Origin of the sequence: Micromonospora sp. U21 (genome assembly GCF_018070045.1) — a bacterium.
GTDB lineage: Bacteria > Actinomycetota > Actinomycetes > Mycobacteriales > Micromonosporaceae > Micromonospora.
Genome location: NZ_JAGPYK010000025.1, coordinates 35636 through 61488 on the forward strand (window position 1 = coordinate 35636; position 25853 = coordinate 61488).

Genomic DNA, 25853 nt, shown 5'->3' on the forward strand with positions numbered 1-25853 from the left:
AGCGCCCTCCGGCCGGACCGGCTCATCCGGGCCCTGGATGGTGGGGTAATCAGCCACGTCGCTCACCGCCCTCGCGGCTCCGCCGCCGCTGCGGCGGGGTGACCGGTGAAGGGCTGAACACCAGCAGGTCGGCGTGGACGCGGTGGTGCGTGAGCGTCCACTGCTGCCCGACCGTCTCCTCGGCGAGGGCGAGGAGTTCTTCGTCGGTGACGTGGTAGACGAAGGTGTCGGCTTCGGTGTCGGCGGTGACCGCGACGATGTGCTGCAGATACCCCAGCCCGACGTTCGCCGCCGCGGCGGCGAGAGGGCCGAAGTCCGCCGGCGTCGCGATGGTGCCGGCGGGGACCGCGACGATGAGCACGAGGCAGCCGCCGGGGCGCAGCAGCCGGGCGCAGGCGCTCAGCAGACACGCCAGGCGTACCCGGTTCGTGGCCTCGTTGCCGTCGAGGGGCCAGGTGGCGACGAGCAGGCCGGTCGCCTGCGGCGAGCCAGTGGGGTCGGCCGGGTCGGTGAGGTCGTCACCGAACCAGGCGCTCACCTCCGGCACGTCGTCGTCCTGCTGCTGCTCGTCGGACGGGTGGGGTTCGGCAGGTTCGCTGGCCGGACCGATGAGGAGGCTGGGCCCGTCGGTGAACCAGCCAGGGTGGTGCCGGCGCCGCCCAGCGAGGCAGGCGGTGGACAGGGCGTGGTCGTCGGTGCAGTCGACGACCGTGTCGCCGGGCCGGCTGTAGGCGGAAACGAGACGGTAAGCCAAGCGGGCGCCGACCGTGCGGCCTGCGTCGGCGGAGTTTCGGGCGGTGCGCCACACGGTGATCGGCACCGGCGGGTCGCCGGCCACAAGATCGGTCAGGGTCGGGTCGGCGCCGGAGAGGTCCGGGTCGACGGGGCGGGCGGGGGCCTGGTGCTGCGGCGTGTGCTCGCTCATGTGGTGTCGGCTCCGCGCCGCGCGGGCAGTGCGCTGACACCCTCAAACCCGGGTTTGTGTGCTCTGGCGAACGCCCCCCGTTCTCACAACGGCTCACAACCGCTCACAACCAGCGCGAAATGAGGTACTTAGGCCGGATGTATCGCCTCACGACCGTGTGGCTGCCCCGCTTCGCAGCGGAACGGTGTAGCCGATGCGGCGCCAATGGGTCAGGGTGCGCCAGGCGAAGGCGAGCCGCAGGCCCAGGAGGTAGCGCAGCAGCGCGAGCCAGGCCGCTGGTTACGCCGTCCGGTTGTGCAGCAACCATCGGCGCAGCCCGAGCCTTGGCCGGTGGCTGCGTCGACGGCAGGCAGGGATGCGCAGTCGTCGCAGTGTTCACACCGCGCCAGGCTTCAACGCCTTCCTTGACCGCGACCCGGCGATGACGAGCGCGGCGATCGGGTCGGCCCACGACCAGCCCCAGACGGCGTTGAGGACCAGGCCGACGAGCAGCACAGGATCGTCCGGCGCGGAGGAAACGTCGCGGGCGCCACGCTGGGACCGTGGGAGGCCTGGCCGTGGTCCCTGACCGAGCTGATACCCGACGCGGCGCGAGCGGCCACCGCCGGAAATCCCGCGATGCTCCCTGGCAGTTTCCACTGGGCCAGCGCTCCTGACGACGGCGCTTTTCCGCCCTGCCAATCACACGGCTGTCCTAGGTGGCGACGAGCAGCGCCGGGCGGGCATCCCGGGGCAGCCTCCATTTGGCGTTCCGGTCCGTGAAGTCGAAGTTGGACCTGTCGATCACCACGTAGCCGTCCGTGGCGTACACGTGAAAGGACCGGTGAGCACCGGCGGGCAGCTGAACGTGGGACTGAGCCTGCCCCGTGCGCTGGTCAAGTCGTGACAACTCGTCGCGGTCGGTGACGACGTACACGCTGGTCCGGTCCGCGGTGACGTCGCTGACGGTACCGGCGAAGGATCGCTGCCATACGGGGGAGCCATCGAGCCGGGACACGGCGCGGACGGTGTCGCGGACCGAGAGGTACTCAAGCGTCAGGTCACCGACGTCGACAGCGATCCAGTCGTGGTGCCACACCCCGGTTATCGAACCGTCCTGGTGGATGCGCCAGCTTCCGCCGTCGTTGCTGACGTGGAAGCCGTCGCACATGGACTGCGCCACCACACAACCGGAGGGCTCAACGATCCATGATCGGTTCGCAGCGGGCGAGCCTGCCGCGGGTTGCCACGTGGTCAGCTCGCGTCCGGATTCGGCGTCGTACAGTTGCACCTGCTTCGGCCGGTCACACGCCAGGACCACCGCGACCACGGTCGGTCCGGTCCATTTCACTCCGGAGCATTCGGGCAGGTCGACCTGCCACAGCCGCCGCCCGGTCGCGGGTTCGAACGCGTCGAGGGAATGTTCGCCGGAGCTGACGAGCACGGGGGCATGCTGCCGGGTCTCGGTGGCGAACAGCTCAATCAGGCTGTCACCGTAGACGGTCGCGACGCCGGTCGGACCGCCGCTGTAGCTGTCGCCGCCGATGTCCCGCTCGACCGTGGCACGCCACGCGATCGTGCCGGTTCGCCCGTCCACTCCAGCCAGCGCTCCGTCGGACCACTTCACCACGACCATCGGCGCGTTCGCTCCGTGTGCCGGAATCGCGACCACTCCGGTGACGTCCGCCGGAAACCGGTGGTACGACCAGAACGGCGGATGCCCATCCGCCGCGGTCAACGGTTCGGCCCACACATCGTGCTCGGTGGCGAAGACCCGCAACCGCCGTTCGACTATCAACGGTGCCGCACCCAGCGCGGCGACCACCCCGGACCGGGGAGAGGCGACCGCGTCCGGATAACGGGCGGTTGCCGCCGTGTGCCATTCGCCCGGCTTGACCATGAAATAGGTGCCAACCCCGCACCATGCGACGAGCACCAGCACCATGGCCGGCGCCGCCCAGACCCGCCATCGGACAGCACGGCCACGCCGTACCTCGCCAGCCATGCCCCGCCCCCGTGAACGCACACCTGATACTGCCACTTCCGACCGGACAGCCATGACCCGTCGCCGCCGCCCTCGCGGCGCGGGATCCACTTGTCGAACTGCGCCCGCACTAGCTGGACGTGCTGCGGCACGGCCGCTGGCTCCGGCGTCGACCGTTCAGCCGCCAGGCGCCTGATCAGTCGATTGACCACCGGTCATCGTCGCCGGCCGTGTCATGACACCGTCCCCGATGACATCGAGCGGACGCGCCCCGGTGACGGCACTGTCGTCAAAGCGGTCGACGCCGCAATGACATCAACGGTGTCCGGTGTGACATCGCGGTCTGCGACCGTGCCACCGCACGGACGCTAGTCGTTGTGAGCGCTCGTGAGCGGCTGTGAGTGTCATCGCCTGCGGTGTCATCGGCCGTCACGAATCGGGCGGACACCTCGCCCGCTAGGGCGCGGAGAGTCGATGCCATGGCGGGTAGCGGTGTCACAGTGCAGCTCAGGGGCTGTGTCATACACCGCCGTCAACGATCACAGCCGATGCCAGGGATTCGGGTCGGGATCGTGCCATCGATCGGCGCGGCGGTGTCAGGGGCGCCGCAACCTGCGCTGTGAGGGCCTTGTGAGTCGCTCGTGTCGTAATCGGCGCCTGCCTGGTGCCGTGACACCACGACGGCGCCAAACGACGATCTTGTTGCCGTGGGGAGAGTGACATGACCGCCTCTGACATCGACTGGCCCGCCTCGCCGTTGGACGCCGCCGACGCCGCGTTCGCCGCACTGACCTGCGACCCCGCACCAATGACACTCAACCTTGACACGGTCGACCCTGGCACCGGCGTGCCCGGCGATGTCACGACACTGCCGGCGCTACGGGACTGGCTCCTCGCGCACCCGCGCGCTTACTCAACACGCGACGAGGTGTGGAGGGAGTTGATTCGCCGCGCCCGCCTCAACGGGCCGGCGTGGGTGATCGCCGCAGTCGGCATGGCGATGCCGGCGCTGCGCCGCTACGCCAGTCACCTGAGCGCCGGCTACGGCGGCGACCCGGACGACATCGGCGCAGAGGTCCTCACCGGCTTCCTGGCGGCACTGCGCGACCGGGTCGACCTGGCCCGCGACGCCCCCTACGCGGCGCTGTGCCGGGCGGCGTTCCGAGCCGGCTACGCCCTGCGCCAACAAGCCGGCGAGTACACGTCGGTGGACAACGTCGACCACATCCCCGGCCCGCGCACCCCCGCCATGCCCTACGGGCACCCGGATTTGCTCGTCCAACGGGCGGTCGGCCTGGGCATCCTCGACCGGGAGGACGAACAGCCCTACATCGAGATCCGGCTCGGGCGGCGCGCGATCGAACCGGTCGCCGCCCGCCTCGGCATCACCGTCGACGCGTTGCGCATGCGGCTGGGACGCATCGACACCCGCCTCGCCGACGCCCTCGCCAGAGGGCTGCTCACCGGCGTGACCAGCCAGCAGGCGGCTGACGAACTCGCCTATCAAGCCGTGCACCGCTTGGCCACCCGTACTGGCCTTGCCGCGGATAGTCGCCGCACCGTCGATCAAGTGCCGCTATCCCCGGCGGCCGGGCTCGCCGCCTGAGTCACACCCGCGAACCGCGTCAATCCGGTGCCGCTACACGAGAAGCCCGTGAACGTCCTCGCCTATCGCACCCGACCCGCCGGCGAGGACGTTCAACTGTGCGGGCCTGCGCCCGCGTTGGACCCAGTGTCGTCGTACAGGTGAACGTGCCCCGATAGGTACGACCGAACATAAGCAGTGGCCCAAGGTCAAATCCGGCACGGCCGCGCGAGTCGCTCTCTTAGCCACGATCAGCTCGCTGCGGAACGTCACGGCGAGTGGGTCGCCCAGATACGACCATGCCGATGACAGTTCGCGTGCAGGCGGACCAGATCAAGCGGTCACAGCGGTGGAGCAGCCGAGGGATATTCGTCATCCGGGTCAGTTCCAGGGATCGGCGTTCGGATTCTCGCCGAGTGCGCGCTCTCCAGGCACAAGTCTTCGCCGAACAGTTGGTTGCCGTGGGAGGCGGTGCCCCATGCCTCGTCGGCGCAGGCAGCGATTGCGCGCCATGTGTAGCCTTCAGCCCGTCATTGCCTGACTTGCCGCGCGATGTCCGTGGTCAGGGTCGGTCCCCACGCATGCAGCATGCGCCGAATCTACGCTGAGCGTGGGTCCGAGGCGGCGACGGTGCGGGCGGTTCCCGGGGAGAGAAGCGTTGGCAGGTCCGTCTTCGCTGTCTTCGTCGATCGGGCCACCGAGGATCGCTGTTTCGGAACGGTCAGTGCACCGGGCCGAACAGGTGGGTGGCGTATACCAAGGTCTGGAATGGTGTGGGGTCGGGCAGGGCGAGCCTGTCTGGGTGAGGTCCGTCCGGGGTAATGCCGGGCCAGTGCTCGCTCAGCCAGTCCTGCTCGACCTGGTAGAGGCGGTCGAACCGCGACCGTAGGGTGGTGACCAGTCGTGGGATTCGTTCGGAGGTCGGGCCGCTCAGGTGACGGGCCAGGTAGGCGATGGTCAGCAGGACCTGAAACTGCTTGAGACCCGGCGTGATCTGGCGAGGTTGGACTGCTGGTGGCGGCCGATCGAGTTGCCGCCGCAGCTTCGTATGTACCTCGGACCAGGCGCGGTCATCGCCCACACCGGCCAGCCCGATGACGGCGTAGTCTTCGACCGCCTCTGGATTACCGGTCAGATGCACGCTAAGCACATCCGATGCCGCAGCGCCTGCACGCTTGGCGAGTGCGAGCAGCGCGGCGCAGCGCAGATCAACCGAGCGCTGCGGCACGGCCAGCAGATTCCGCAGCGCCGCCACGCCTTCGTCGCCCTGGGCATCACCCAACGCCGCGACCACCGTCACCATGTCAGCGCCACGCAGCGATCCCAGCATCCCGACCAGCCGCGCCTCCCCGGGCGGGCCTTCCACGACCGCGCTTTTGACCGCTGCCTCAAATGATCGGTTAGCCACATTCAGCACGATGACCGACTCGGGCGCTGCTCGTCCAGCACCGTGGCCGAATGCGGGGTACGTGCGCGAGACGCAGTGATCTGCCGAAGCTTCCGTCACGCGGCAAGCGCGAGCCGGCTATTCGTGTCGAGCTGACCTCGCCGCGGGGCGACACTCGCCTAGTCATGATCGACTGTCGGGTTCGATGCGGGCTCCTATACTCGCCCGATGATTGAGGGGTGGTCGGTTGTCCCGAGGCGGGCGGCGGTGGATGCTGCCGGCCCGAAAGTCGAGGTCGTGCATGGTGATGGGATCACCTTCGCGTACGGGACCGATGCTCTGGTCGTGATCGTCGACGCCGGAGACCGGCCCCACGGCAACGCTGTCGACAACGCGAACACACTGGTGCTGCGGGAGCCTTTGCCCAGCGAGGCGACTCAGTGGATACGCTCGAAGAACGAGTCCAATCAGCCGCTTCTGGGCTTTGTCAAGATGGCCGATGGCTGCCTGGCTCTCGGTGAGCTCTACCAAGCCCGCAGCATCTACGGCGGGATGAACCCGTACACCGGGGAACAGGGGTCACTTACATTCGCTGAACTGACCTGGGGCGAGCGGCTTCCCCCCGGCCTGCTGGACAAGGTGCGACCGACGCCGATACCGGAGCTGCCGGCACCCGGTATCGACTGGCTAGACGATGTGCCGCAGGACCTAACCCGGGCACTGCGTTCCTTTGTGACCGCTTGGTACGCCGATCTGCCGGTGCTACCGGCCACACCCCACGCGGCCATGAAACTTCCGGCCCCGTTGCTGGCCTTCCACGACATCGCCGCCGGCCGCGAGGAAATCCTCGGCCGGCAGGACTTCATCGAGCCGCTCGACAGGATCGAGTACCTGGAAGACGAGCCGCTGGTGGCCTTCGCGGCCGAGAATCAGGGCGTCTGGGTGGCGTTGATCGACCCCACCGACGACGATCCGGTCGTTTGGTACGACGGCGGCCCCGAGCGGCTGCGCGAGCGGGAACGCCTCAGCGGCTTCCTGCTCCAGTTCGCCCTCAACGAAGCGGTGAGCACCTCACCGTTCACTGGCTTCGCCACGGTCGCCACGGAGGCGCTGGACCGGTTCGTCGAGGATCTGGTTCCCGTTCCGCTGCAGCCGATGCGTGTACCTGGCGACCCGACGCGCCAATGGGTGGCTCCCGGACTGGTCGCCATGGCCGCCGACTACGGCGAGAGTGGTATCTGGCTGAGCGTCGGCAGCCGGCAACGCTCAGCCCTGCGACCCCTACGCTCTCGCCTCGACTGGGAACAGTTCAGCGGCTAAGCCAGCAAAATTTCCCGGTCCGAGCGCACCTCTCCTGCGGCGGGATGGGCATTTATCGCTGGTCGGCGGTCTACCCAAGACCAAGTGCACACATCTAGCCGCGATCCGCGTGCCACCAGCACACCATCCTGTAACTCTAGAGCCGAGTCGCCGACCGTGATCATTCGCGTATCCAGCGGGATGCCGCCTCGCCGGCGTAGGTCCTAACACCCGTACGCGGGTCACAGCACCATGCATCGCTGTCTAACTTCGGGCATGTTCGGTTGTACCAGGTTGGGCACGTTGACCTGTACGCCGGCACCCCGACCGCCACGACCGGTTCCACCACTGTTCGAGGCCTCATTGAGGCCGGCGCCGGAGCTGTCGCCGCTTGCAACTCGTGCCCTCTCAACTCACGGCAGGCACCGGGTCAGCCGGGAACTCTCGGCGCTCACAGCGGCTCACAGCGGCTCACAGCGCAGCCCTTTCCTGTAAGCCAAAGCCACCGCCCGCGAGCAATCATTTGCCCCGGAATGTCGATTCCACGTCACGGGTCGGGGAAACCCGCTGTGACCCGCGGTGGGAGACGCCTGGATGGCGCTGTGAGCCGCTGTGAGCAGGGACCGCGTTCGTCAGAGCACACAAACGCGGGTTTGAGGGTGCGGAACTCTTCCCGGGCCGGCACGTGCCGGGCACCCGGGAGGTTCCGCCCGCCGCCGGGCCCGGACATCGTCGGGCCGCCGCGAGCTGGACGCCTCGGGTGCCGCGCAGTGCTTGGTGCGCTGACACCTCATCGAACACCGCAACCCGCGAGGGAGGACCAGCTCCTCCCGAGGCCAGCGCGGCTCGCGCGCGTCCCGTTCTCCGCGCCGGGCGGCGGTCCCCTTGACCGCCCGCTAGCGCCCCTGCCGCCCCATCCCTGGTGACGGCGACGGGGCCGGAGGTGACCCACTCATGTCCCGCATCCCGGCACGCCTGCGTGCCCTCACCGACCATCGCACCATCCGCCTCGCCGGCCGGACTGTCGGCGTCGTGGCCCAGGTCGCCCTGTTCCTATCCGTTCCGGCGGCGGCGTTCGCCGACACGGGCGAGCCGGCGGTGAATTCGCTGCCGGTCGTGATCGCAAACCTGCAGACGTGGCTGGTGGGCATCCTCGCCGCCGTTGCCACCCTGTTCCTCGTCCTGGCCGGCGTCTACTGGGCTACCGCCGGGGGTGACCCGGCCCAGGTCGACAGGGCAAAGGGTGCGCTGAAGAACGCCCTGGTCGGTTACGGCCTGGCGGTTCTCGCGCCGGTGCTGCTGCAGGTCGTCCGGGGCATCGTCGGGGGCTGATGCCGTTATGGGTTGGCTGCTCGATCAGATCCTGGACTGGCTGGCGGCGGCGATCCTGGCCTGTCTGGACGCGCTAATCGGGGTGATCAGCAGCGCGCTGCTGGTCACCCCGGATGTCACCGCGCTGCCGCAGGTGCAGGCGTTGACCGGCCGTTCGGTCCTCGTCGTGGACACCGTGTTCGTGCTGGCGTTCGTCGCCGCTGGCGTGCTCACCATGATCGCTGGCGGCAGCGAGGGCTCCCGCTACACCGTCAAAGACCTCATACCCCGGTTGATCGTCGGGTTCGTTGCCGCTCACTTCTCGCAACTGTGGTGCGGCATGCTCATCAACCTCGCCAACGCGCTCACCGCCGCCCTGACCGCCGACGAGGGTGACAGCGATGGAGCGCTGCGAGCGATCAAGGCTCACATCGCCGCCGGGCAGGACAAGACCGCGGTGCTGCTGTTCGTCGTCTGCGTGGCCATCATCGCGGTCCTGCTCGCCAGCACCGCGTTCAGTGTGATCGTCAGGTTCGCCGTCGTGCTGGTGCTGACTGCGTTTGCTCCCCTGGCCCTTGCTTGCCACGCGCTGCCGCAGACCGATCCGATCGCCCGGCTGTGGTGGAAGTCGTACGTTGGCATCCTCGCGGTGCCGGTGGTGCAGGGGTTCACCCTCTATGCCGGGCAGTGGATGCTCACCGACCCGGAGCACCTGCTGCCGGTGTTGGGGCTGCCGGTGGATCCGGGCGGGGTGATCAACCTGTTCGTGGTGATGGTCATGCTGTGGACCACGCTGCGGGTGCCGGCCCTGATGCGCCGCTTCGCTTTCACCAGCGGCGGGGGCGGGGGCGCGAACATGCTCGGCGCGGCGGTGCGGGTGATCGTGGTGCAGCAGGTCACCCGGTCGATACCCGGCCTGGGCCGGATCCGGGCGGTGACCTGATGAGCGGGCGCGACCGGGACGCCGAGCCGGGGCGGGCGCGGATGCCCGCCGACGTCGACGCCCCCGACAAGGTGCTCTACGGGCTGACGTTCCGTCAGCTGGCCATCCTCGCCATCGCCGCCCTCGCCTTCTCCGGTGCCTGGCGGGCCCTGCACGACCTGCTGCCTGCGCCGGCGCTGCTCGGCGCGGGTGTCGTCATGGGTGGGCTGGTGTTCGGCATCGCCGTGGGCCGCCGCGACGGGCTGTCCCTGGACGTGTGGCTACTCGCCGCCGTGCGGCACTCGCGGGCGCCGCTGGCCCTGTCGACCACCGACACGACGTCGAAGACACCGGACTGGGTGCAAGCCCCGAAGAGAATGATGGTGCTGCCGGCGCCGTTGAAGCTGCCCGCCGACGCGATCGCCGACAGCGGGGAGATCCGCCTCGGCAGCGCCCGGGCGGCGATGGTCGCCGCCACCAACGTCAACCTCGCCCTGCGAACCCCGGACGAGCAGGCCGCGCTGGTCGACACGTTCGGCCGGTGGCTCAACTCGCTGTCCACGCCGACGCAGATCGTCGTGTCCGCGCAGCCGGTCGACCTGCGCTCTCACGCGCGGAAGCTGGCGCAGGCGGCGGAGGACCTCCCGCACCCGGCCCTCGCGGACGCGGCGGCCGATCACGCCCGATTCCTCGACGAACTGGCGCGGCGGCGGGATCCGCTGCGGCGGCAGGTCCTCATCGTCACCCGCACCGGCGCCGGGGAGCGGGGTGAGCATGCCGCCCGCCGTCGCGCTGACGACACCGTCCGGGCCCTGTCCGGCCTCGGCGTCGCCACCCGCGCCCTCGACGGGGCCGCGGTGACCGCCGCGATCGCCGCGGCGACCGACCCGTACCGGCCGCCGCGTCCTGGTGGCTTGGCCGCACCCGACACCGTCATCAGCTCACCCCGCCTGGTTGAGCGGGGACCGCGCAGAAAGAAGCGACGGACATGAGGATTCCCAGACAGTCCACCACGACCGGCCCAGCCGCTTCATCCAGCGGGGTGGCGGCCGCGGTCGCACCCGCCTCGGTGGAGGTCACCCCGCGGATGCTGCGGGTCGGCGACGGCTACACCGCCACCCTCGTGGTCACCGGCTACCCGGCCGAGGTCGGCCCCGCCTGGCTGGAGCCGCTGCTGTCCTGGCCGGGCCGGCTCGACCTGGCCCTGCACATCGACCCACTACCGGCGCCGGTCGCGGCATCACGGTTGCGCACCCAGCGGGCCCGGTTCGAATCATCCCGCCGGGCTGACAGCAGGCGGGGCAAGCTGCCCGACCCTGCCGTCGAAGCGGCAGCGGACGACGCGGCTGACCTCGCCGAGCGTCTCGCCCGCGGGGCGGCGAAGCTCTTCCGCGTCGGCCTGTACCTGACCGTGCACGCCCGCAGCGAGGACGAGCTCCTCGAGGCGTGCGCGCAAGTCAAGGCCGCCGCCGCGTCGACCCTGATCGAGGTGCAACCCGCCACGTGGCGGCACCTGGCCGGGTGGACCACCACCCTGCCCCTTGCCACGGACTCGCTGCAGATGCGGCGCACCATGGACACCTCCGCGCTGGCCGCCGCGTTTCCCCTGGCCAGCGCCGACCTGCCCGCGCCGCTGCCCGGCGATCCGCCGACCGACGGCGGAGTTCTCTACGGGGTCAACCCGGACTCCGGGGGCATCGTGTGGTGGGACCGGTGGGCGCAGGAGAACCACAACTCGGTCGTCCTCGCTCGCTCCGGCGCCGGCAAGAGCTACTTCGTCAAACTCGAGATCCTGCGGAACCTGTACCAACGGGTTCAGATCGCCGTCATCGACCCCGAGGACGAGTACCTGCGCCTCGCCGACGCCGTCGGCGGGACCATCGTGCGCCTCGGCCATGCGGGGGTGAAAGTCAACCCCCTCGACCTCCCGGCCGGTGATACCCGCCCGGACGTGCTCACCCGCCGCGGTCTGTTCCTGCACACCCTCACCGCGGTGCTGCTCGGGCAGCAGCCGCCGCCGGCCGAACGCGCCGCGCTGGACCGGGCGATCCTGGCCGTCTACCGGCAGGCCGGCATCACCGCCGACCCGGCCACCCACCACCGCCCGGCCCCGTTGCTGCGCGACCTCGCCGCCACCCTGCAAGCCGACGCGGATCCCGCGGCGCGGCAGCTCGCCTCCCGTCTCGCCCCCTGGGTTGAAGGGTCATTCTCCGACCTGTTCGACGGGCCGACCACCACCCACCCGCAGGGGCACCTCGTCGTGTGGTCGCTGCGGCAGCTGCCCGACGAGCTGCGCACCGTAGGCACGCTGCTCGCCCTCGGCTCCATCTGGCGCGACGTTGACGCCCCCGGCCGGGCCCGCCCGGCCACCCGCCGGCTCGTCGTGGTTGACGAGGCGTGGCTGCTCATGCGCGACGGCGAAGGGGCCCGGTTCCTGTTCCGCATGTCCAAGGCCGCCCGCAAGCGCCACGCCGGGCTGACCGTCATCACCCAGGACGTCGCCGACATCCTGGGCACCGACCTCGGCCAGGCCGTCGTCGCCAATGCCGCCACCCAGGTGCTGCTCAAGCAGGCCCCCCAAGCCATCGACGCCATCGGCGACGCGTTCGGCCTCACCGCCGGGGAACGGCGGCTGCTGCTCGCCGCCCGCACCGGGCAGGGGCTACTCATCTCTGGCACTAACCGCAGCAGCTTTGAGGCCATCTCCTCTGACGCTGAGCACCTGCTGTGCACGACGCGACCAGCGGAGCTGGCCGCCCTCGACGACGAGGAGGAAGACGACCTGTGAGAGCACTAGAGATGACGAGGCTCGCCTCACCGGCACCGGCGCCCAGCCCTTCGGGGCCGGGCGCCGGGTTCGTGGCGCCCCCGGCGGGCCCGGGTCGATGGGTCGTCGACGGCGCGCATTGGGCCACACAGCGGCCGTGGCTGCTCGCCGTGGCGGCCGCCGCCCTGGTCGCCTACGTCGCGGCGCGCAACCTCCTGCAGGTGTGGCGGCACCATCGGCACGCCGACGGCGCGCGGCTGGTCACGATCGCCCCGCCACCTGAAGTCGACCCGCACGGCGCCGCCGCCCTGTGGGCGAACCTCGCCGGAACGCTGACCCCGTCACGGCGGCGAAGGCTGCTCTACGGCAGCCCGCACGTGGCGTGGCAGTACACCTGGACCGGCCGGCAACTGCTCATCTCGGTCTGGGTGCCCGGCACCGTGCCGCCCGGCGCCCTCGAGGCCGCGGTCCGCGCCGCGTGGCCCGGCGCCGCCACCACCACCGACGACACCGCCACCCCGCCCATACCCCTCGACGTACCGGCGGCTGTCGGCGGGCACCTACTGCCCACCGCCGCCGAATGGCTCCCCCTGAACACCGACCACGACAACGACCCGCTACGGGCGCTGATGTCCGCCGGGTCCGGGCTGCGGGCCGACGAGTACGCCTGCGTGCAGGTCCTCGCCCGCCCCGCCACACCCCGACGCGCCCTGCGCGCCCGACGCGCCGCCGCACGGCTGCGCGACGGCAAGACCGCCGTACCGGCGATCAACCCCGCCGCCCCGCTGCTGTGGCTCATCGAGCTGTTCCTGCCGGCGCGCACCGGCGGGGCGAGCCGTCCCGCCCAGCCAGCCGGCCGGCGGGACCCGGGCGTGGAGCGGGACGTGCGGGCGATCCTCGACAAGACCTCGCACCCGCTGTGGCAGACCGCGATCCGCTACGCCATGGCCAAGGACAGCCAGCGCAGCGGCTCCAGCCCGCTGGAACGACTGCGCGGGGTGGCCGACACGATCGCCTCGTCGTTCGCGGTCTACTCCGGTCGCAACCGCCTCACCCACCGCACCCGCATGTCCACGCCCCTGGACGTCCTCGCCGGCCGGCGCCTCGGCTTAGGGTTCCTGACGTCCACGCCCGAGCTGGCGGCGCTTGCGGCGCTCCCCCGCGACCTCGCCGTCCCCGGCCTCGACCGGGCTCGCGCGAAGTCCATGCCCACCCCCGTTGCCGTCCCCAGCGGCGGACGCGGCACGAAGGTCCTCGGCACCGCCGAGATCGGCGGCCACGGCGTCGCCGTGTCCGTGCCGGATGCGCGCTATCACCTGCACGTGATCGGATCCACCGGCTCGGGGAAGACCACGCTACTGGTGAACATGGCCGTCGACGACATCAAAGCCGGCCGCGGCACCGTCGTCATCGACCCGCACGGCGACATGGTCCTGGACATCCTCGACCGGCTCCCCGCGAGCGTCGCGGAGCGGGTCGTGCTGTTCGACCCCGACCAGCCCAACCCACCCACGTTGAACCCGCTGTCCGGCGATGACCCAGACCTGGTCGTGGACAACCTCGTGTCAATCTTCGGGAACATTTTCGCCAAGGCCTGGGGGCCGCGGATGGACGACGTGATGCGGGTGGCCTGCCTGACCCTGCTGCGCCACGCCAACGTCACCCTCCAACACATCCCACCCCTGCTCAACAGCGCGCAGTTCCGGTCGGCGATGACGGTCAACCTCGACGACCCAGCCGGCCTGTCCGGGTTTTGGCAGTGGTACGACGAGCTCAACCCCGCCCTGCGCTCCCAGGTCATCGGCCCCGTCCTCGCCCGACTGCGCGCGTTCCTGCTCCGCGACTTCGTCAAGCGCACCATGCGCTACCCGCACTCCAGCTTCGACATGGGCAAGGTCCTCGACGGCGGCGCGCTGCTCGTGCGCATCCCGAAGGGGCAGCTGGGCGAGGACACCAGCAAGCTCCTCGGCTCCCTGGTCCTGGCGCAGGTGTGGCAGGCCGCCACCGCCCGCGCCCGCATCGACCCCGACAAGCGCCGCGACGCCACCCTGATCATCGACGAGGCCCAAAACTTCCTCACCCTCGCCAACTCACTCGACACGATGCTCGCCGAGGCCCGCAAGTACCGGCTGTCCCTGGTCCTGTCCCACCAGGACCTGGCCCAGTTCCCCAAGGACCTCCTCGCGGCGGCGTCGGCGAACGCCCGCAACAAGATCTACTTCTCCTGCGCGCCGGAAGACGCCCGGGTCCTCGCCCGGCACACGCTGCCGGAACTCGACGAGCACGACCTGACCCACCTCGACGCCTACACCGCCGCCGCCCGCCTCGTCGCCGCCGGACGGCAGACACCGGCGTTCACCATGAAGACGCGCCCGCCCAAGCCGATCGTCGGCGAGGCGGCCGTCATCCGGCAGGTCGCCGCAGCAGCCATCACGCCGCAGGACGCCAGCGCCATCGACGCCCTCGTCGACCGTCTCTCCCGCGGCGAGCGGACCGGCACCCGCACCGACGCGGGCAGCGCTGGCGACCACGCCACCACCAAACGCGGCAGCCGCAGGGCCCGTAAAGCCTGACCCCGCCCCGCCGGCCTACCAGGCGATGGCGGTGCCGGGGCGAATCTCGGCCTTCCGTGACGCCTTCCGCTGAGCCTTCACCGCTCCTTCACCACCTCCCACCAGCTCACGTCGCTGACAGGTGCCCGGCTGGGTCTGTCAGCGCAGCACACCGCCCGTGAGTGCCCAACGTCATCGGCGTCGACAGTTCCAGACTCCCTCCCCGTGGGAGGGATCCACTCCTTCTACTTCCTGAGGAGATCCCCTCATGTCCAGCGAATCCTCCACTCCCGCATCTCGTCCGGCCTCCTCCCGTTCCCCCGCCAGCAAGCGGCAGCGCCTGGCCTACCTGCGTCGACTGACCCTGCGCGACCGGCAGCTTCTGGCCTGGCTCGCCGAGCACTACGTGCTGTCCACCGACCAGATCACCCAAGCCCTGTTCCCGTCGGCTCGCTCAGCCCGGCTGCGGCTGGCCACCCTGCACACCATCGACGCCGTGCACCGCTTCGTAGACGTCACCACCGGCGACAACCAGCACCTCTACACCCTCGGCCCGCTCGGCATGCTCGTACACCCCACCACCTACACCGACCCCCAGCGAGCCGACGCCCGACCGCCGCGCAGCAGCATCGAACGCACCGAACGCATCATCGGCAGCCCGAGGCTGCGACACCTGCTCGGCACCAATCAACTCTTCGTCGACCTGCTCGCCTACACCCGCACCGACGCAGGCGCCCGCCTGGTCCGCTGGTGGTCCGAGCAGCACGCCACCACCGCCTACGCCCTCGCCGAGATCCGACCCGACGCCCACGGCATCTGGCAGGTCGGCGGCCGAACCGTCGGGTTCTTCCTCGAGCACGACAACGGCACCGAACCCCTCGCCACCCTCGTGCGCAAGCTGCGCGCGTACGAACGCCTCGCCGAGTTCGGGCCCCGCTACCCGGTCCTGCTGCGCGTGCCGAACCGCCGCCGCGAGGCCAATCTGATCGACGCCCTCGCCGGCGTACCCACCGTCATGCCCATCGCCACTGGTCTGCACGGCGAGCACCCGGCCGGGCCGGCGTGGACCCTCACCGCCGACCCCGGACCCCGCCGCTGGCTGCACGAACTGCCCAGCGACCATGGGCCCCGCAACATCGCCACCAACCCCCACCGCTTTCACGGCGAGGACGACCACTGACATGGGTGTCGCGCAAATCCGTCAGATAGCCGCGGCGTTCACGGCACGTGCCCACGCCGGTTCAAACTCCGACTCCCAGCGCGGACAACCCTTCGGTCTGGAGTGACTCAGCCCGGAAGGGCCGCACCGCCCGGCTCGGCCACGTGTCCCGGCCGCCGCCGCGCCACGTGTCGACCGATCCGCCGCAGGTTCGGGGTTTCGGAGTACAAGGCCGCGTTGATCGCACCCATCGCTACCCCGGGAGCCCGTTGGACCCGGTCGAGGTCCTCGGCCACCCGGGCGATCAGCGCCAATCGGCAGCGCATGTCGAACAGCTCCCGCCGCGAGCACCTCAACGCCGTCTCCAAGCCCTTCACCCGCTCGCGCAGCCACTCCAGCTCGGTCGCCTGCTCCACCTGTTGCCCCTCCTGTCGAGTTGAGGTGGCGACCGTCCGCCGGGTTCGGGTCCTCCACCGCACGGCCGCCATGGGATCACTCTGGGCCACTCGAAAGGGCTGCGCAAGTAGGTAGGCCCAATTCGGCACTGCCGGATCGGCCTACGGTCGCGGTGTGGGTGAGGTCCCGGGGCTACTGGTCGGCCCGCACGAGCTGCAAGAGCTGCTCGGCGTGAGCCGAACCCGTATGCGCCAGCTCGTGCGCTACCCGACCTTCCCCGAGCCGTTCCAACGCCTGCATGGCACCACGGTTTGGCTACGCGCCGACGTTGAGGCGTGGATCGCCGAGCATCGCCCACCTCGCGTCACCGACGGCGACGACGCCGAGTAGCCCGCCCGCCCACATCGGCAGGGCAACCACTCGAAGGCTTCTGGTCTTGGCCATCGTCGTGGTCCCGTCCCGTCTCCGGGCAGCATGGCCTGGGCGAGCTGCTTGACTCGCCGGGCGTCAGCTCCAGCCGGCGGCCCGGTGAAGTCACTACAAGGCGCGTCTGTCAGACAACAAGATCGCCTGTGAGTGCGGTCGGCTCTCACAACGTTCGCGCCCGCGACCCGCGTGTCATGGGTGTTGATCTCTCACAGTGCAGGTCAAGGCCGTTCTCGGGCTGCGGTGCGGCCGGGGAGCGCTGTGAGAACCCGCCGCTACCTTCTTCGGCAACACCCTCACCCCACATATCGCTCCACCCGGTTCGGTCCCACCTCAGGGATCCCTCGCCGCACCTACCCGGTGCGCCGCGCCCACCCGCCTCGGCTGGTCGGCACGCGCACCGCGCGGCGACCCTCCAGGTCGCACCAACCAGCCCGCACCACCTGACCCCAGGATCCTCGACCCGACCCACGCACCCGGTGGGCCGGTCGCCTCTGCGCGCCCCCGGCGCCCCGCAAGAAGGAGGACACTTTATGACCCCAACCGTCAACGGCACCCCGCTGACCCGCCACGGCAGCCGCGTGTCCACCCTCCCCGCCAGGCCGGCCCCCGTCCGGGCGGCCACCACCCACCCAGCCAAGCCGGACCCCGCCCCCGCGACGAGGCGCCCCGTCCCGCGGCCGAGCGTCACGCCAGCCCCGACCATCCACACGATGATCGTGTGCCTGCCCGACGACCTACCCGGTGAGGCGCTCACCGCCCACCAGCTCGACAAGCATTTCGGCGTCCCCGGCACCCTCACCGCCCACTTCTGGGCCGTACCCGGGCTGCGTCTGTGGCAGCGCCACCACATGATCGGCCTGCGCAAGGGCCAACCCGCGCCCTGCGCTGGCGGACCCGTCCGACTGCTCGACCTGCCCGGCATGCGCCACGCCGGCGCCGTCGGCGCCGGCATCCGCCACCAGATCTGGCAGCACGCCGTGCACGGCACCCGACCCGCCACGGGATGGCCCGCCTTCGAGGCGCGGCACCTCGCCGACCCCGACCGGTACCCCTACGACGCCGCCACCGCGGACTTCCACGCCCAACCCCGCGTCAACGCGATGCGCCTGCACGCCGCCACCAACCCCAGCCCGGGGCAACCCGGCATCGGGGAGCTGGAGATGTACCAGGCCGGCCCCCTCGCGTACCAGCACTACAGGGCAGCCACCGCCGTGGTCGGCGACGCGCTGCTGACCGCCGACGGAGGCAAGCTCGCCCCCGTCAGCGACGCCCTTGCCGACCGCGTCACCTATCTCGAGCAGGCCCTGCGCCACCTCGACACCCTCGCACCGCAGCAGCGGCTGATCGCCGTCGCCCTGTAACAGGCCTCTCGCGGACCCGGCCGGGCCAGCGCACCTCGTCCCAGCTGGGGATGCCTGGGGCGCTGTCCGGCTGGCCTGCCCTCTTGGCGCGCCCGCAGATAACTGCAGTCCAACCACGAGGAAGGACCACCGCACGACCTGTCATATCGAGGTCGCCCCGCTGCGCCGCGTGCCGTCCATATGGCCGGCTGCCGCACCGCCCGGCGCCCCGGGCTTGGGGCGCCAACACAGCTCGGCCTGCGACAGGCCGCTCTATTCCTCTTCCCACTCCTTGATCGACAGGAGGCACAGCGATGTGCACCCGACTGTGGTTCCGGCTCGAGGACGTACTGCCCCTGGCAGAACACGCCCTGGCCTGCCCACCGCCTCACCGGCGCTCAAGCCGCCGCCGGTGGATCCAACGGTCCCGCGCACGGCTACCGCCGCGATGACACCGCGCAGATGATGGGCCGCAGCGTCGCCGCCGTACGCGATTTGGAGCGCAGGGCGCTACGCCGCCTGCAATCCGCCCACATCGGCTGAGCATCCATCCACCCCGCAACCCGCCCCGCCGCCGTCGGGCCGCGGGGCTTTGCCATGCCCAGCCAAGACCAGAGGTGCCAGGACTGGCGCTCGCGCCGAGGCGGACCTCGTCCACCAGCGCGCCGTCGCCGAAATGCCTCGCTTGCCGTCGGTGGCCAGCAGACATGCGAGCGCCGCCGGCACGTCCCGAGATCCGGTCCGTGCACTTGATCAAAGCCGCCGTCGAAGCGTGGATGTGCATGGCCCTCAACCACTGGGCCGCTCTCGCCAGGAAGGACGTACGTATGACCGACACGTCGCAGGAGACGCTGCCTGCGCACAGCACGATCAAAGTGCTGGCCGCGCTCGCCGAACTCGGGGTGGCCACCGCTGCGGCGGTAGCCGACCTGGCCGGCCTCGGCTATTCCACGACCACCCCGAAGCTGCGCGCTTGGGAGGAGTCCGGGCAGGCGGAGCGGTTCCGCACCGACGACGGGCGCACGTTGTGGCGGCTGACTGCCGCTGGCCGCGCCGCCACCGCCACCGCCACGTCCCGCGAATCCGGCGGGCGAACTCCTGCCGACCCGGTCCCCCCCGACGTCACCGTCGAGCTAACCCCCGACGAGCGCAGCCAAGATGGTGACGACCTACCGGCCGTCGAACTGGACGATCCGGGAACGTCGATCGACGAGCACACCGAGCCGGCGGCGGTAGGAACCGACCCCGAGGCAGCGACCGTTGAGACCACCACGCCCACTCCCGCTGAAACCGATGGCGCCGGTGAGACGCCGGTCGGCTCGACGCCGGGCCGGGAACCGGCCTGCTCCGACACCGCCGACGCGGCCAGCGCCGAGGCCCGCCCGGCGAAGACCCGACGGGTCGGCGGGTCCCTGCGCGGGGCGATCCTGGACATCCTCGAGGCCCATCCGGACCGGCAGTACAAAACCGGTGAGCTGTGCAAGCTCATCGACACCGCCAATGAAGGCACCGGCGCGGCCAAGGCCAGCCCTGGCGCGGTCGTCAACGCCGCGACGAAGCTCGTCGCCGCCGGCACCGCCATGCAGACCGTCGAGCGCCCGGCCACCTTCCAGCTCGCCCCCGCCAGCGCCGGCCGATAGCCCGCACCCGTCAGGTAGCCCGAGGGCGGGCGTCAAAGTTTGGCCGCTTCACGCCCGCCCCCGGTGCTCCTTCTACTCAAGGAGCGATACGAGTGTCTCCCATCCTGCACGCGATCGTGACCACCGTCGGCGGGATCATCGCCGGCCTCGCCCTCGCCGGCGCCGTGCTGTGGCGCCAGCAGCAAGCCCTCCACGCCGCCCGCTACGACGCCACCCACGACGAGATCACCGGCCTGCCCAACCGGCGGCTCCTGCTCACCCGCCTGCGCGCCGCCCTCACCGAGAACGCGCCGTGCGGGCTGGTGCTGCTCGACCTCGACCGGTTCAAGACCGTCAACGACACCTTCGGCCACGACACCGGCAACGTTCTCCTGGCACAGGTCGGGCGGCTGATCGCCGGCCTGGACGCCCCTGTCGAGGTCGCCGCCCGCCTGTCCGGCGACGAGTTCGCGCTCCTCGTCCGCGGCGACCACGACGACACCGCCGCTTGCGCCCGCGCCGCCTGGCGCGCCATCGGCGCCGCCCCCATCGGCCTGGACAGCGGCGAGATCAGCATCAGCGCCTCCGTCGGCTACGCCCACACCCACCTGAACACGCCACCCCGGCAGCTTCTCGCTGAAGCCGACGAGGCCATGTACCACGCCAAACGCTCCGCCACCGGCGTCTACGGGCATCACCCACTCACCACACCGCCGGCGCGGCGCAGCCGGGACCGGCACCACCGCTGAACCCCGAGCCTCATGCCCTTCAAGGGACCCCACAGCCGCCAGCTGCGGGGTCCCTTCCGTTTCCGCCTCTTCGAGGGAGATGACTGTGCTGTCCTTCCCTGCCGTCCACACCCTGGCCTGCTGCCTCCTGGCCGCCAACGCCGACGCCGAAACGCTCGGCTGGGGTAGCCCCGCGACGCTGCTGCTCATCCACGACCGGTGCCTCGACACCGCCGGAACGGCGCCGCTGCGCGCGATGCGCGGCGTGGAGTTCCCGCTGCACCCCGACGACCTGCTCACCGACCCCGCCGGGCTGCCCGCGCTGCTGCACCGCCTCGCGGCCGGCCTCGACCACCCCGAACCGCCGCGGCCCTACCAGGCCACCCTCGACACCATCATCGGCCTGATCCGCCACACCGAACCCGACGCGCGGCTGCTGGCCTGGGCCGCCCTCTACGACGACATCCTCACCGTCGACCAGAAACCCCGCCAGGTCCGCCGCGTCGACGCCGTCGACACCGACGGCCGCGCCTACCAACTCACCCACTTGCGCGGTGAGGACCACCCGCTGCTGCTCGTCGACGACATCCCGGACCCCGACGACACGCCCGCCACCTTGCCTGGGCTGGCCGCCCTACTCGCCGCCACCGCCCGATTCAGCGGCGACAGCGCCCGCGAGGTCGTCTCATGACCGGCGCACAGTCCGCGCGCGACGCCAACGACGACGATCCCATCTTCACTGCCTGCGGTCCCGACGGAACGTCGCTGCACTGCCGGGTGTGCGGGGCGGTCGACGAGATCGTCCAGGACGAACTTCCCTCGATGGCCGGCTACGGCGAGGACACCTACATCCGCTGCACCCGCTGCGGCTCCGCGGAAACCACCGACCCGATCTTCGGCTGGCACGCCAAACCGGCCCCGTGGCCGCCCGCCGCCGAACAGGAGCAGCCATGACGACCTTCGACATGGCCGTCGCCGGGATCGACGACCAGACGCCCACATTGCCGGGCAACGGCGGCGCCAGGTTTGTGGCCGCACGTCGGTGTGCCGGCAGCACTCCCGCCAACCCGCGGAAAGTCTCCACCAAGGCGGTCGATGACGCGTCCGCGACGGGGAGGATGCGATGAGCGGCCGGCACGCCGACACCCGTGGGCCAGCGAAGTCACCCTGCGGCACCTGCCCCTACCGCCGTGACGTGCCCTCCGGGGTGTGGGACGCCTCCGAGTACGCCAAGCTGCCCGACTACGACGCGCCGACCGCCCTGCAGCCACCCGGGCTGTTCCTCTGTCATCAGGCTGACGGGCGGGTCTGCGCCGGCTGGGCCGGCTGCCACGACGGCGACGAACTCCTCGCCCTGCGTATGGCCGCCTTGCAGGGGATGAGCGCCGACGAGATCGCCAACATCCGCGACTACACATCTGCGGTGCCGCTGTTCGGGTCCGGGAAGGAGGCCGCCGACCACGGCATGGCCCGCATCGACGATCCGGACGCGAAGGCCAGGCGGGCGATCAACCGTCTGGCTCCGAAGGTCGCCGCACGGGGACTGGACACCGCGGTGCAGACGCTGCCCGTGCCGGTGGTGCCCGTCGACGGCGATTGCCTCGCCTGGGCTCCCGCCACCGCCTCCCGGCTGCGGGATCTCGGCTATCGGGCGCGGGTCGTTGACGTGGCCGGTTGGCTGGGCCACCCCGCCGGGGTCATCGCCTTCGTGCACCGCACGGTCTGCGTCACCGACCTCGGCGGCGACCCCGCCGACGGGCGGGTGGTCGACGTGACCGCTCGGCAGTTCGATCCGAGCCTGCCCGCCCGCTGGCTCACCGGATGGTCCGACTATCTCACCGAGCTGGCCGAGGCCACCGGCGTTGACCGCGTCACCGTGTGGCCTGAGCCGCGCACCTGACCGCCGCCGGGCCGCGGAGCTGCCGCACACCCGGCCACAGCACACAACCACCACAACACCGGGCATTACTGGGTGAAGGGCCACGCGACCTGTCGGTTGCGTGGCCCTTCGGCATGCCCGACGCATCCCTGCCACCGCCGCCGCCGGCCGGTTCCCGTCCGGCCCACGTCCCGTCACACCTTGCCACTGGCACGCGCCCTGACCGATCCCGTCGAAGGAGTAACACGTGAGCACCCGCTGCTACGTCGGCACCAGCAACCCCGCCAACTCGCACTTCATGCACGCCCGGTTCGTGCTCTTCGACGGCCACCCCGCCGCCGTCGTGCCCACCCTCGCCCGGATCTGGGCCGGCCACGCCCACCACGACACCCGAGCCCTCACCGCGGCCGTCCTCGCGCACGACTGGGAATACCTCGACGACGCCATCGCCGCCGACACGACCTCCGCGTTCGCCGGGCAGCTCCCGGTCGCCGGGGTCGGCATGACCCTCGCCACCACCACCGGAGGCGTCATCGACGCGCCGGAGCCGGTCAGCGTGTTCCCGCTGTGCCAGGCCGCGCACCTCGACGCGGCGTGGATCTACCTCATCGACCCCGAGACCGCGACCGTCACCGTGCACACCGACGACGGCGAGCCCGTTTCCGCATACCGGCTCGAGACCTGCGCCACCCCCCATCCCCGCAGCGACATCGGAGCGGGAGCCGCCGGCAGGCACAAGCGGGGCGGCAGCCCGCGCTGCCCCCTGCCCTCACCGACCGGGGCACCCCGGTGAGCGCCCGCGCCCTCGCCGCCATCGGCGCCGCCGTGGTCGCCCTGCTCGTGCTCTGTGTCGCTGGAATCGGGGCGCTGTTCACCGGCGGCGGCGCCGCCTCCGCCGCCTGCTACAGCGCGGTCGGCGCCGATGGGGCGCCGCTGCTGCCCACCATGCACCTGACGCCGCCAGCCGGCGGATTCCCCGGTGTCGGCTGGGACGGGGAGCAAATGGCCAATGCGGCGACGGTCGTCGCCGTCGGCGCCGAACGTGGTGTCCCGCCCCGGGGTTGGGTGATCGCCCTGGCCACCGCCATGCAGGAATCCACGCTGCGGAACCTGCCCGGCGGTGACCGCGACTCCGTCGGGTTGTTCCAGCAACGCCCCTCCCAAGGCTGGGGCAGCCCCGCACAGCTGCAGGACCCCCGCAACGCCGCGGGGAAGTTCTACAGCGGGCTGCTCGGCGTCGACGGCTGGCAGGCTGTGCCGCTCACCGACGCCGCCCAAGCGGTGCAGCGCTCCGCCTTTCCCGGCGCCTACGCCAAATGGGAGGACGACGCCATCGCCCTGGTCCGCGTCCTGGCTGGCGGAACCGCCGCCGGGCCGGTCGCGGGCGATCTGGAGCAGGCGATGAGCAACCCGCTGTGCCTGGTCGACGGCGGCGACGGCCAGTTCGGCGGCGAACAAGTGCCACTACCACCCGGGTTCCGGCTGCCGGCGGGCACGCCGCTGCCGGTGGTCACCGCGATTGGCTGGGCTCTGGCGCAGCTCGGCTCCCCGTACACCTTCGGCGGGGACTGCACCGCACCCCACTCCGGCGTCCCCGCCCGGCAGTGCGACTGCTCCTCGCTGATGCAGCAGGCCTACCGCGCCGCCGGCATCCCCATGCCGCGCACCACCGGCGAGCAGGTCCACGCCGGAACCCCGATCACCGACGTCACCGGCCTACGACCAGGGGACCTCGTGTTCATCCCCGGCAGCCGCGGGAGCGCCAGCCGGCCCGGCCACGTCGGCATGTACCTCGGCCAAGACCTCCTGATCCAGGCACCGCACACCGGGGACGTCGTCAAGATCAGCCGACTGGCGGCGTGGAGCAGCCAGACCGTCGCCGTACGCCGGATCGTCGCCTGAACCCCGACCCGGGTCCTCAGGCCGGACAACCCCTTGTCACCTCCGGCTCAGATCGGCCGGAGATTCCCGCACAGTTGATGGAGGTTTCACGTGACCTACCAGCCAGACGAGCGGATCGCGCTCGAACACACCAACGACCCGCACACGCTGCTGCGTCCCGGCGACGAGGGCACCGTGCGCGGGTACGACCCGGACCAGCGGATCGTCACCGTCGACTGGGACAGCGGGTCCCGGCTGGCGATGGTCCTCGACGCCGGCGACCGCATCCGCCGCACCGGCCACGTCGCACCGCCGGACACCGCCTGGCAACAGGCCCTCGACGCCCTGCGCGCCGCGGGCGCCACCGCCGGGAACGAGGCGGCGCAGTGGTGGGCGCAGGATGTCATCGGCGGCCGCGCCCACGGCAACGTGGCCGCGACCGCGCGGCGCATTCTCGGCGCCCTCGACGACGGCGATCCCGAAGTCCTCGACGGGCTTCCGGCCGCGGACCGGTACGCGCAGGCACACGACCGTGACCGGTACGCCGAGGCCGCCCCGGACGGCGCGCCCACCTGGATCGAGCTGACCGGGGGCCGGCGCGACGAGACGCGGTGGGCCTGGTGTGACGGCTTCGACCAGGGGGTCACCGACGAGGTCGCCCGACAGTGCCGGATCCTTCTCAGCCCCACGGGCGATGACCGCGACCTGAGCCACCTGCACCCGAAGCAGGTGCGGATCGGCGGCCCTGGAGTGTTCGCCGGGGACTGGTCGTGGACACCGAACGACGACGGTGAGATGCGGATCCCGGTCGGGTTCATCGGGACGCTGGTCGCCACGTGGAACGGGTGGGCGGTGTTCACCTGCACCCGGCAGGTGGCCGAGGCGATCGTCGCCGACCAGCACGCCGCCCGCGACCGGTACCGGCAGCACCTCGCCGACCAGGGCGTCACCGGCAGCGACCTGGACGATCTCGTGGACGAGTCGAGGGCCCGGATGTGCTTCGACGGTGACGTCATTGACGTCGACGAAAGCCGGGTGCACTCCGACCCGGAGGCGGTGCAGCGCATCGCTCCGAACGCCGACGGCGAGTACATCGTCATGGGCTGGGCGTGGACGTGGATCCCCGTGCACCCCTACGACTGTGACCGCCTCGCCGGCGACATCCCCGACTCGGGCGAGCAGCGGCAGGCTGCGCCAACGGCGCATGACCCCGCGACCAGCCATGACGACCCACAACCACGATCGGAGCACGCGCATGCGCGACGACCTTGAGGACCAGTTCGGCGAGTACGCCCACGAGGAGATCCTGCAAGCCCTGGTGATCCAGCTGCTCACCAGCGACGAGCTGGACCAGCTCTGCGACGACGCCGACCTGCCCCAGCTGACCGACGGCGACGGCCAGCCGGTGAACATCACCTCGGCGCGCACCTACCGCGACGCCGGTGTCCTCACCCTCGACCGCGGTGTGTGGCTGGAACTGTCCGACGGCAGCGTGTTCGGCCTGACCGTGCAGATCTCCCGACGGCCGACCACCGAGGTCACCCTCCGCCGCCGATAACCCCCGCTCGCGTCACCTGCGCCGGCTCGACTTGATCGATCCGGTGCCAGGTGCGTTCATCGTCGTCGCCCACCGCCGGGTGGTGCGCCGGTATCCACCTACCGGCAGCCCTTCGGGCCGCCTCTTGAGCAGTTCCTGGGGATTGCTGGCCGT

The 25853-nt window shown here is 71.0% G+C and carries 24 protein-coding genes and 1 pseudogene; 20 read left to right on the plus strand and 5 right to left on the minus strand.

Annotated features, from left to right (window positions below):
• Positions 1-49 precede the first annotated feature (49 nt).
• The 3 genes and pseudogenes from KBX63_RS26200 to KBX63_RS26205 form a co-directional block, all read right to left on the minus strand.
• Positions 50-925 carry a hypothetical protein gene (locus tag KBX63_RS26200; protein WP_210915776.1) on the minus strand — a complete coding sequence of 292 codons (876 nt, stop codon included), beginning with the start codon at positions 923-925 and terminating at the stop codon, positions 50-52.
• Positions 926-1134: 209 nt separating this feature from the next.
• Positions 1135-1420, minus strand: a pseudogene (locus tag KBX63_RS35530) (hypothetical protein); the annotation flags it as partial.
• Between the two features lie 199 nt (positions 1421-1619).
• Entirely contained in the window at positions 1620-2909 is a 1290-nt protein-coding gene (locus tag KBX63_RS26205) for a PQQ-binding-like beta-propeller repeat protein (protein ID WP_210915778.1), read from the minus strand.
• 700 nt (positions 2910-3609) lie between these two features.
• Here KBX63_RS26205 and KBX63_RS26210 point away from each other — a divergent pair.
• Positions 3610-4494 carry a hypothetical protein gene (locus KBX63_RS26210; protein WP_210915781.1) on the plus strand — a complete coding sequence of 295 codons (885 nt, stop codon included), beginning with the start codon at positions 3610-3612 and terminating at the stop codon, positions 4492-4494.
• 700 nt (positions 4495-5194) lie between these two features.
• Here KBX63_RS26210 and KBX63_RS26215 read toward each other — a convergent pair.
• A complete protein-coding gene (locus KBX63_RS26215; protein ID WP_210915783.1) occupies positions 5195-5980 on the minus strand; it encodes a hypothetical protein in 786 nt (261 codons plus the stop codon).
• A 108-nt stretch (positions 5981-6088) separates the two neighbouring features.
• Between KBX63_RS26215 and KBX63_RS26220 the strand changes: the two genes are divergently transcribed.
• The 7 genes from KBX63_RS26220 (at position 6089) to KBX63_RS26250 (ending at position 15891) form a co-directional block, all read left to right on the plus strand.
• On the plus strand, positions 6089-7180 hold the full coding sequence (locus tag KBX63_RS26220; protein WP_210915787.1) for a hypothetical protein: 1092 nt from the start codon (positions 6089-6091) through the stop codon (positions 7178-7180).
• A gap of 933 nt (positions 7181-8113) precedes the next feature.
• On the plus strand, positions 8114-8491 hold the full coding sequence (locus tag KBX63_RS26225; protein ID WP_210915789.1) for a pilin: 378 nt from the start codon (positions 8114-8116) through the stop codon (positions 8489-8491).
• 7 nt (positions 8492-8498) lie between these two features.
• Positions 8499-9413, plus strand: coding sequence for a conjugal transfer protein TrbL family protein (locus KBX63_RS26230; protein ID WP_210915791.1), 915 nt, complete (start codon positions 8499-8501; stop codon positions 9411-9413).
• Positions 9413-10384 (plus strand): PrgI family protein, encoded by a 972-nt coding sequence (locus tag KBX63_RS26235; RefSeq protein WP_374102266.1) that lies wholly within the window; start codon positions 9413-9415, stop codon positions 10382-10384. Before KBX63_RS26230 ends, KBX63_RS26235 begins: the two co-directional genes overlap by 1 nt.
• The gene (locus KBX63_RS26240; RefSeq protein ID WP_210915797.1) at positions 10381-12180 is read left to right on the plus strand and encodes a VirB4 family type IV secretion system protein; all 1800 of its coding nucleotides are present in this window, start codon (positions 10381-10383) and stop codon (positions 12178-12180) included. The genes KBX63_RS26235 and KBX63_RS26240 overlap by 4 nt, the downstream gene beginning before the upstream one ends.
• An 11-nt stretch (positions 12181-12191) precedes the next feature.
• Entirely contained in the window at positions 12192-14732 is a 2541-nt protein-coding gene (locus tag KBX63_RS26245) for a type IV secretory system conjugative DNA transfer family protein (protein ID WP_210915798.1), read from the plus strand.
• 247 nt (positions 14733-14979) lie between these two features.
• The gene (locus KBX63_RS26250; RefSeq protein WP_210915800.1) at positions 14980-15891 is read left to right on the plus strand and encodes a replication-relaxation family protein; all 912 of its coding nucleotides are present in this window, start codon (positions 14980-14982) and stop codon (positions 15889-15891) included.
• A 107-nt stretch (positions 15892-15998) separates the two neighbouring features.
• Here the strand turns inward: KBX63_RS26250 and KBX63_RS26255 are convergent, their stop codons facing one another.
• Complete coding sequence (locus KBX63_RS26255) at positions 15999-16286, minus strand: hypothetical protein (protein WP_210915801.1); 288 nt, start codon at positions 16284-16286, stop codon at positions 15999-16001.
• A 154-nt stretch (positions 16287-16440) separates the two neighbouring features.
• On the opposite strand from KBX63_RS26255, the gene KBX63_RS26260 reads away from it, so the two are divergent.
• The 12 genes from KBX63_RS26260 (at position 16441) to KBX63_RS26315 (ending at position 25700) form a co-directional block, all read left to right on the plus strand.
• Positions 16441-16656 (plus strand): AlpA family transcriptional regulator, encoded by a 216-nt coding sequence (locus KBX63_RS26260; protein ID WP_210915802.1) that lies wholly within the window; start codon positions 16441-16443, stop codon positions 16654-16656.
• Positions 16657-17225: 569 nt separating this feature from the next.
• The gene (locus KBX63_RS26265; protein ID WP_210915803.1) at positions 17226-18056 is read left to right on the plus strand and encodes a hypothetical protein; all 831 of its coding nucleotides are present in this window, start codon (positions 17226-17228) and stop codon (positions 18054-18056) included.
• 806 nt (positions 18057-18862) lie between these two features.
• Complete coding sequence (locus tag KBX63_RS26270) at positions 18863-19675, plus strand: MarR family transcriptional regulator (RefSeq protein WP_210915804.1); 813 nt, start codon at positions 18863-18865, stop codon at positions 19673-19675.
• Between the two features lie 92 nt (positions 19676-19767).
• Positions 19768-20403, plus strand: coding sequence for a GGDEF domain-containing protein (locus tag KBX63_RS26275; RefSeq protein ID WP_210915805.1), 636 nt, complete (start codon positions 19768-19770; stop codon positions 20401-20403).
• 85 nt (positions 20404-20488) lie between these two features.
• Entirely contained in the window at positions 20489-21073 is a 585-nt protein-coding gene (locus tag KBX63_RS26280; protein WP_210915806.1) for a hypothetical protein, read from the plus strand.
• Positions 21070-21336 (plus strand): hypothetical protein, encoded by a 267-nt coding sequence (locus tag KBX63_RS26285; RefSeq protein WP_247663120.1) that lies wholly within the window; start codon positions 21070-21072, stop codon positions 21334-21336. The genes KBX63_RS26280 and KBX63_RS26285 overlap by 4 nt, the downstream gene beginning before the upstream one ends.
• Positions 21333-21509: a hypothetical protein gene (locus tag KBX63_RS26290; protein ID WP_210915807.1), complete on the plus strand. Its 177-nt coding sequence runs from the start codon at positions 21333-21335 to the stop codon at positions 21507-21509. Before KBX63_RS26285 ends, KBX63_RS26290 begins: the two co-directional genes overlap by 4 nt.
• On the plus strand, positions 21506-22282 hold the full coding sequence (locus KBX63_RS26295; protein WP_210915810.1) for a DUF6283 family protein: 777 nt from the start codon (positions 21506-21508) through the stop codon (positions 22280-22282). The genes KBX63_RS26290 and KBX63_RS26295 overlap by 4 nt, the downstream gene beginning before the upstream one ends.
• A 226-nt stretch (positions 22283-22508) precedes the next feature.
• Entirely contained in the window at positions 22509-23054 is a 546-nt protein-coding gene (locus KBX63_RS26300; protein WP_210915812.1) for a hypothetical protein, read from the plus strand.
• The gene (locus KBX63_RS26305; RefSeq protein ID WP_307871852.1) at positions 23051-24163 is read left to right on the plus strand and encodes a C40 family peptidase; all 1113 of its coding nucleotides are present in this window, start codon (positions 23051-23053) and stop codon (positions 24161-24163) included. Before KBX63_RS26300 ends, KBX63_RS26305 begins: the two co-directional genes overlap by 4 nt.
• 90 nt (positions 24164-24253) lie before the next feature.
• Entirely contained in the window at positions 24254-25414 is a 1161-nt protein-coding gene (locus KBX63_RS26310) for a DUF4314 domain-containing protein (RefSeq protein ID WP_210915814.1), read from the plus strand.
• Complete coding sequence (locus tag KBX63_RS26315; RefSeq protein ID WP_210915816.1) at positions 25398-25700, plus strand: hypothetical protein; 303 nt, start codon at positions 25398-25400, stop codon at positions 25698-25700. The genes KBX63_RS26310 and KBX63_RS26315 overlap by 17 nt, the downstream gene beginning before the upstream one ends.
• Positions 25701-25853 lie beyond the last annotated feature (153 nt).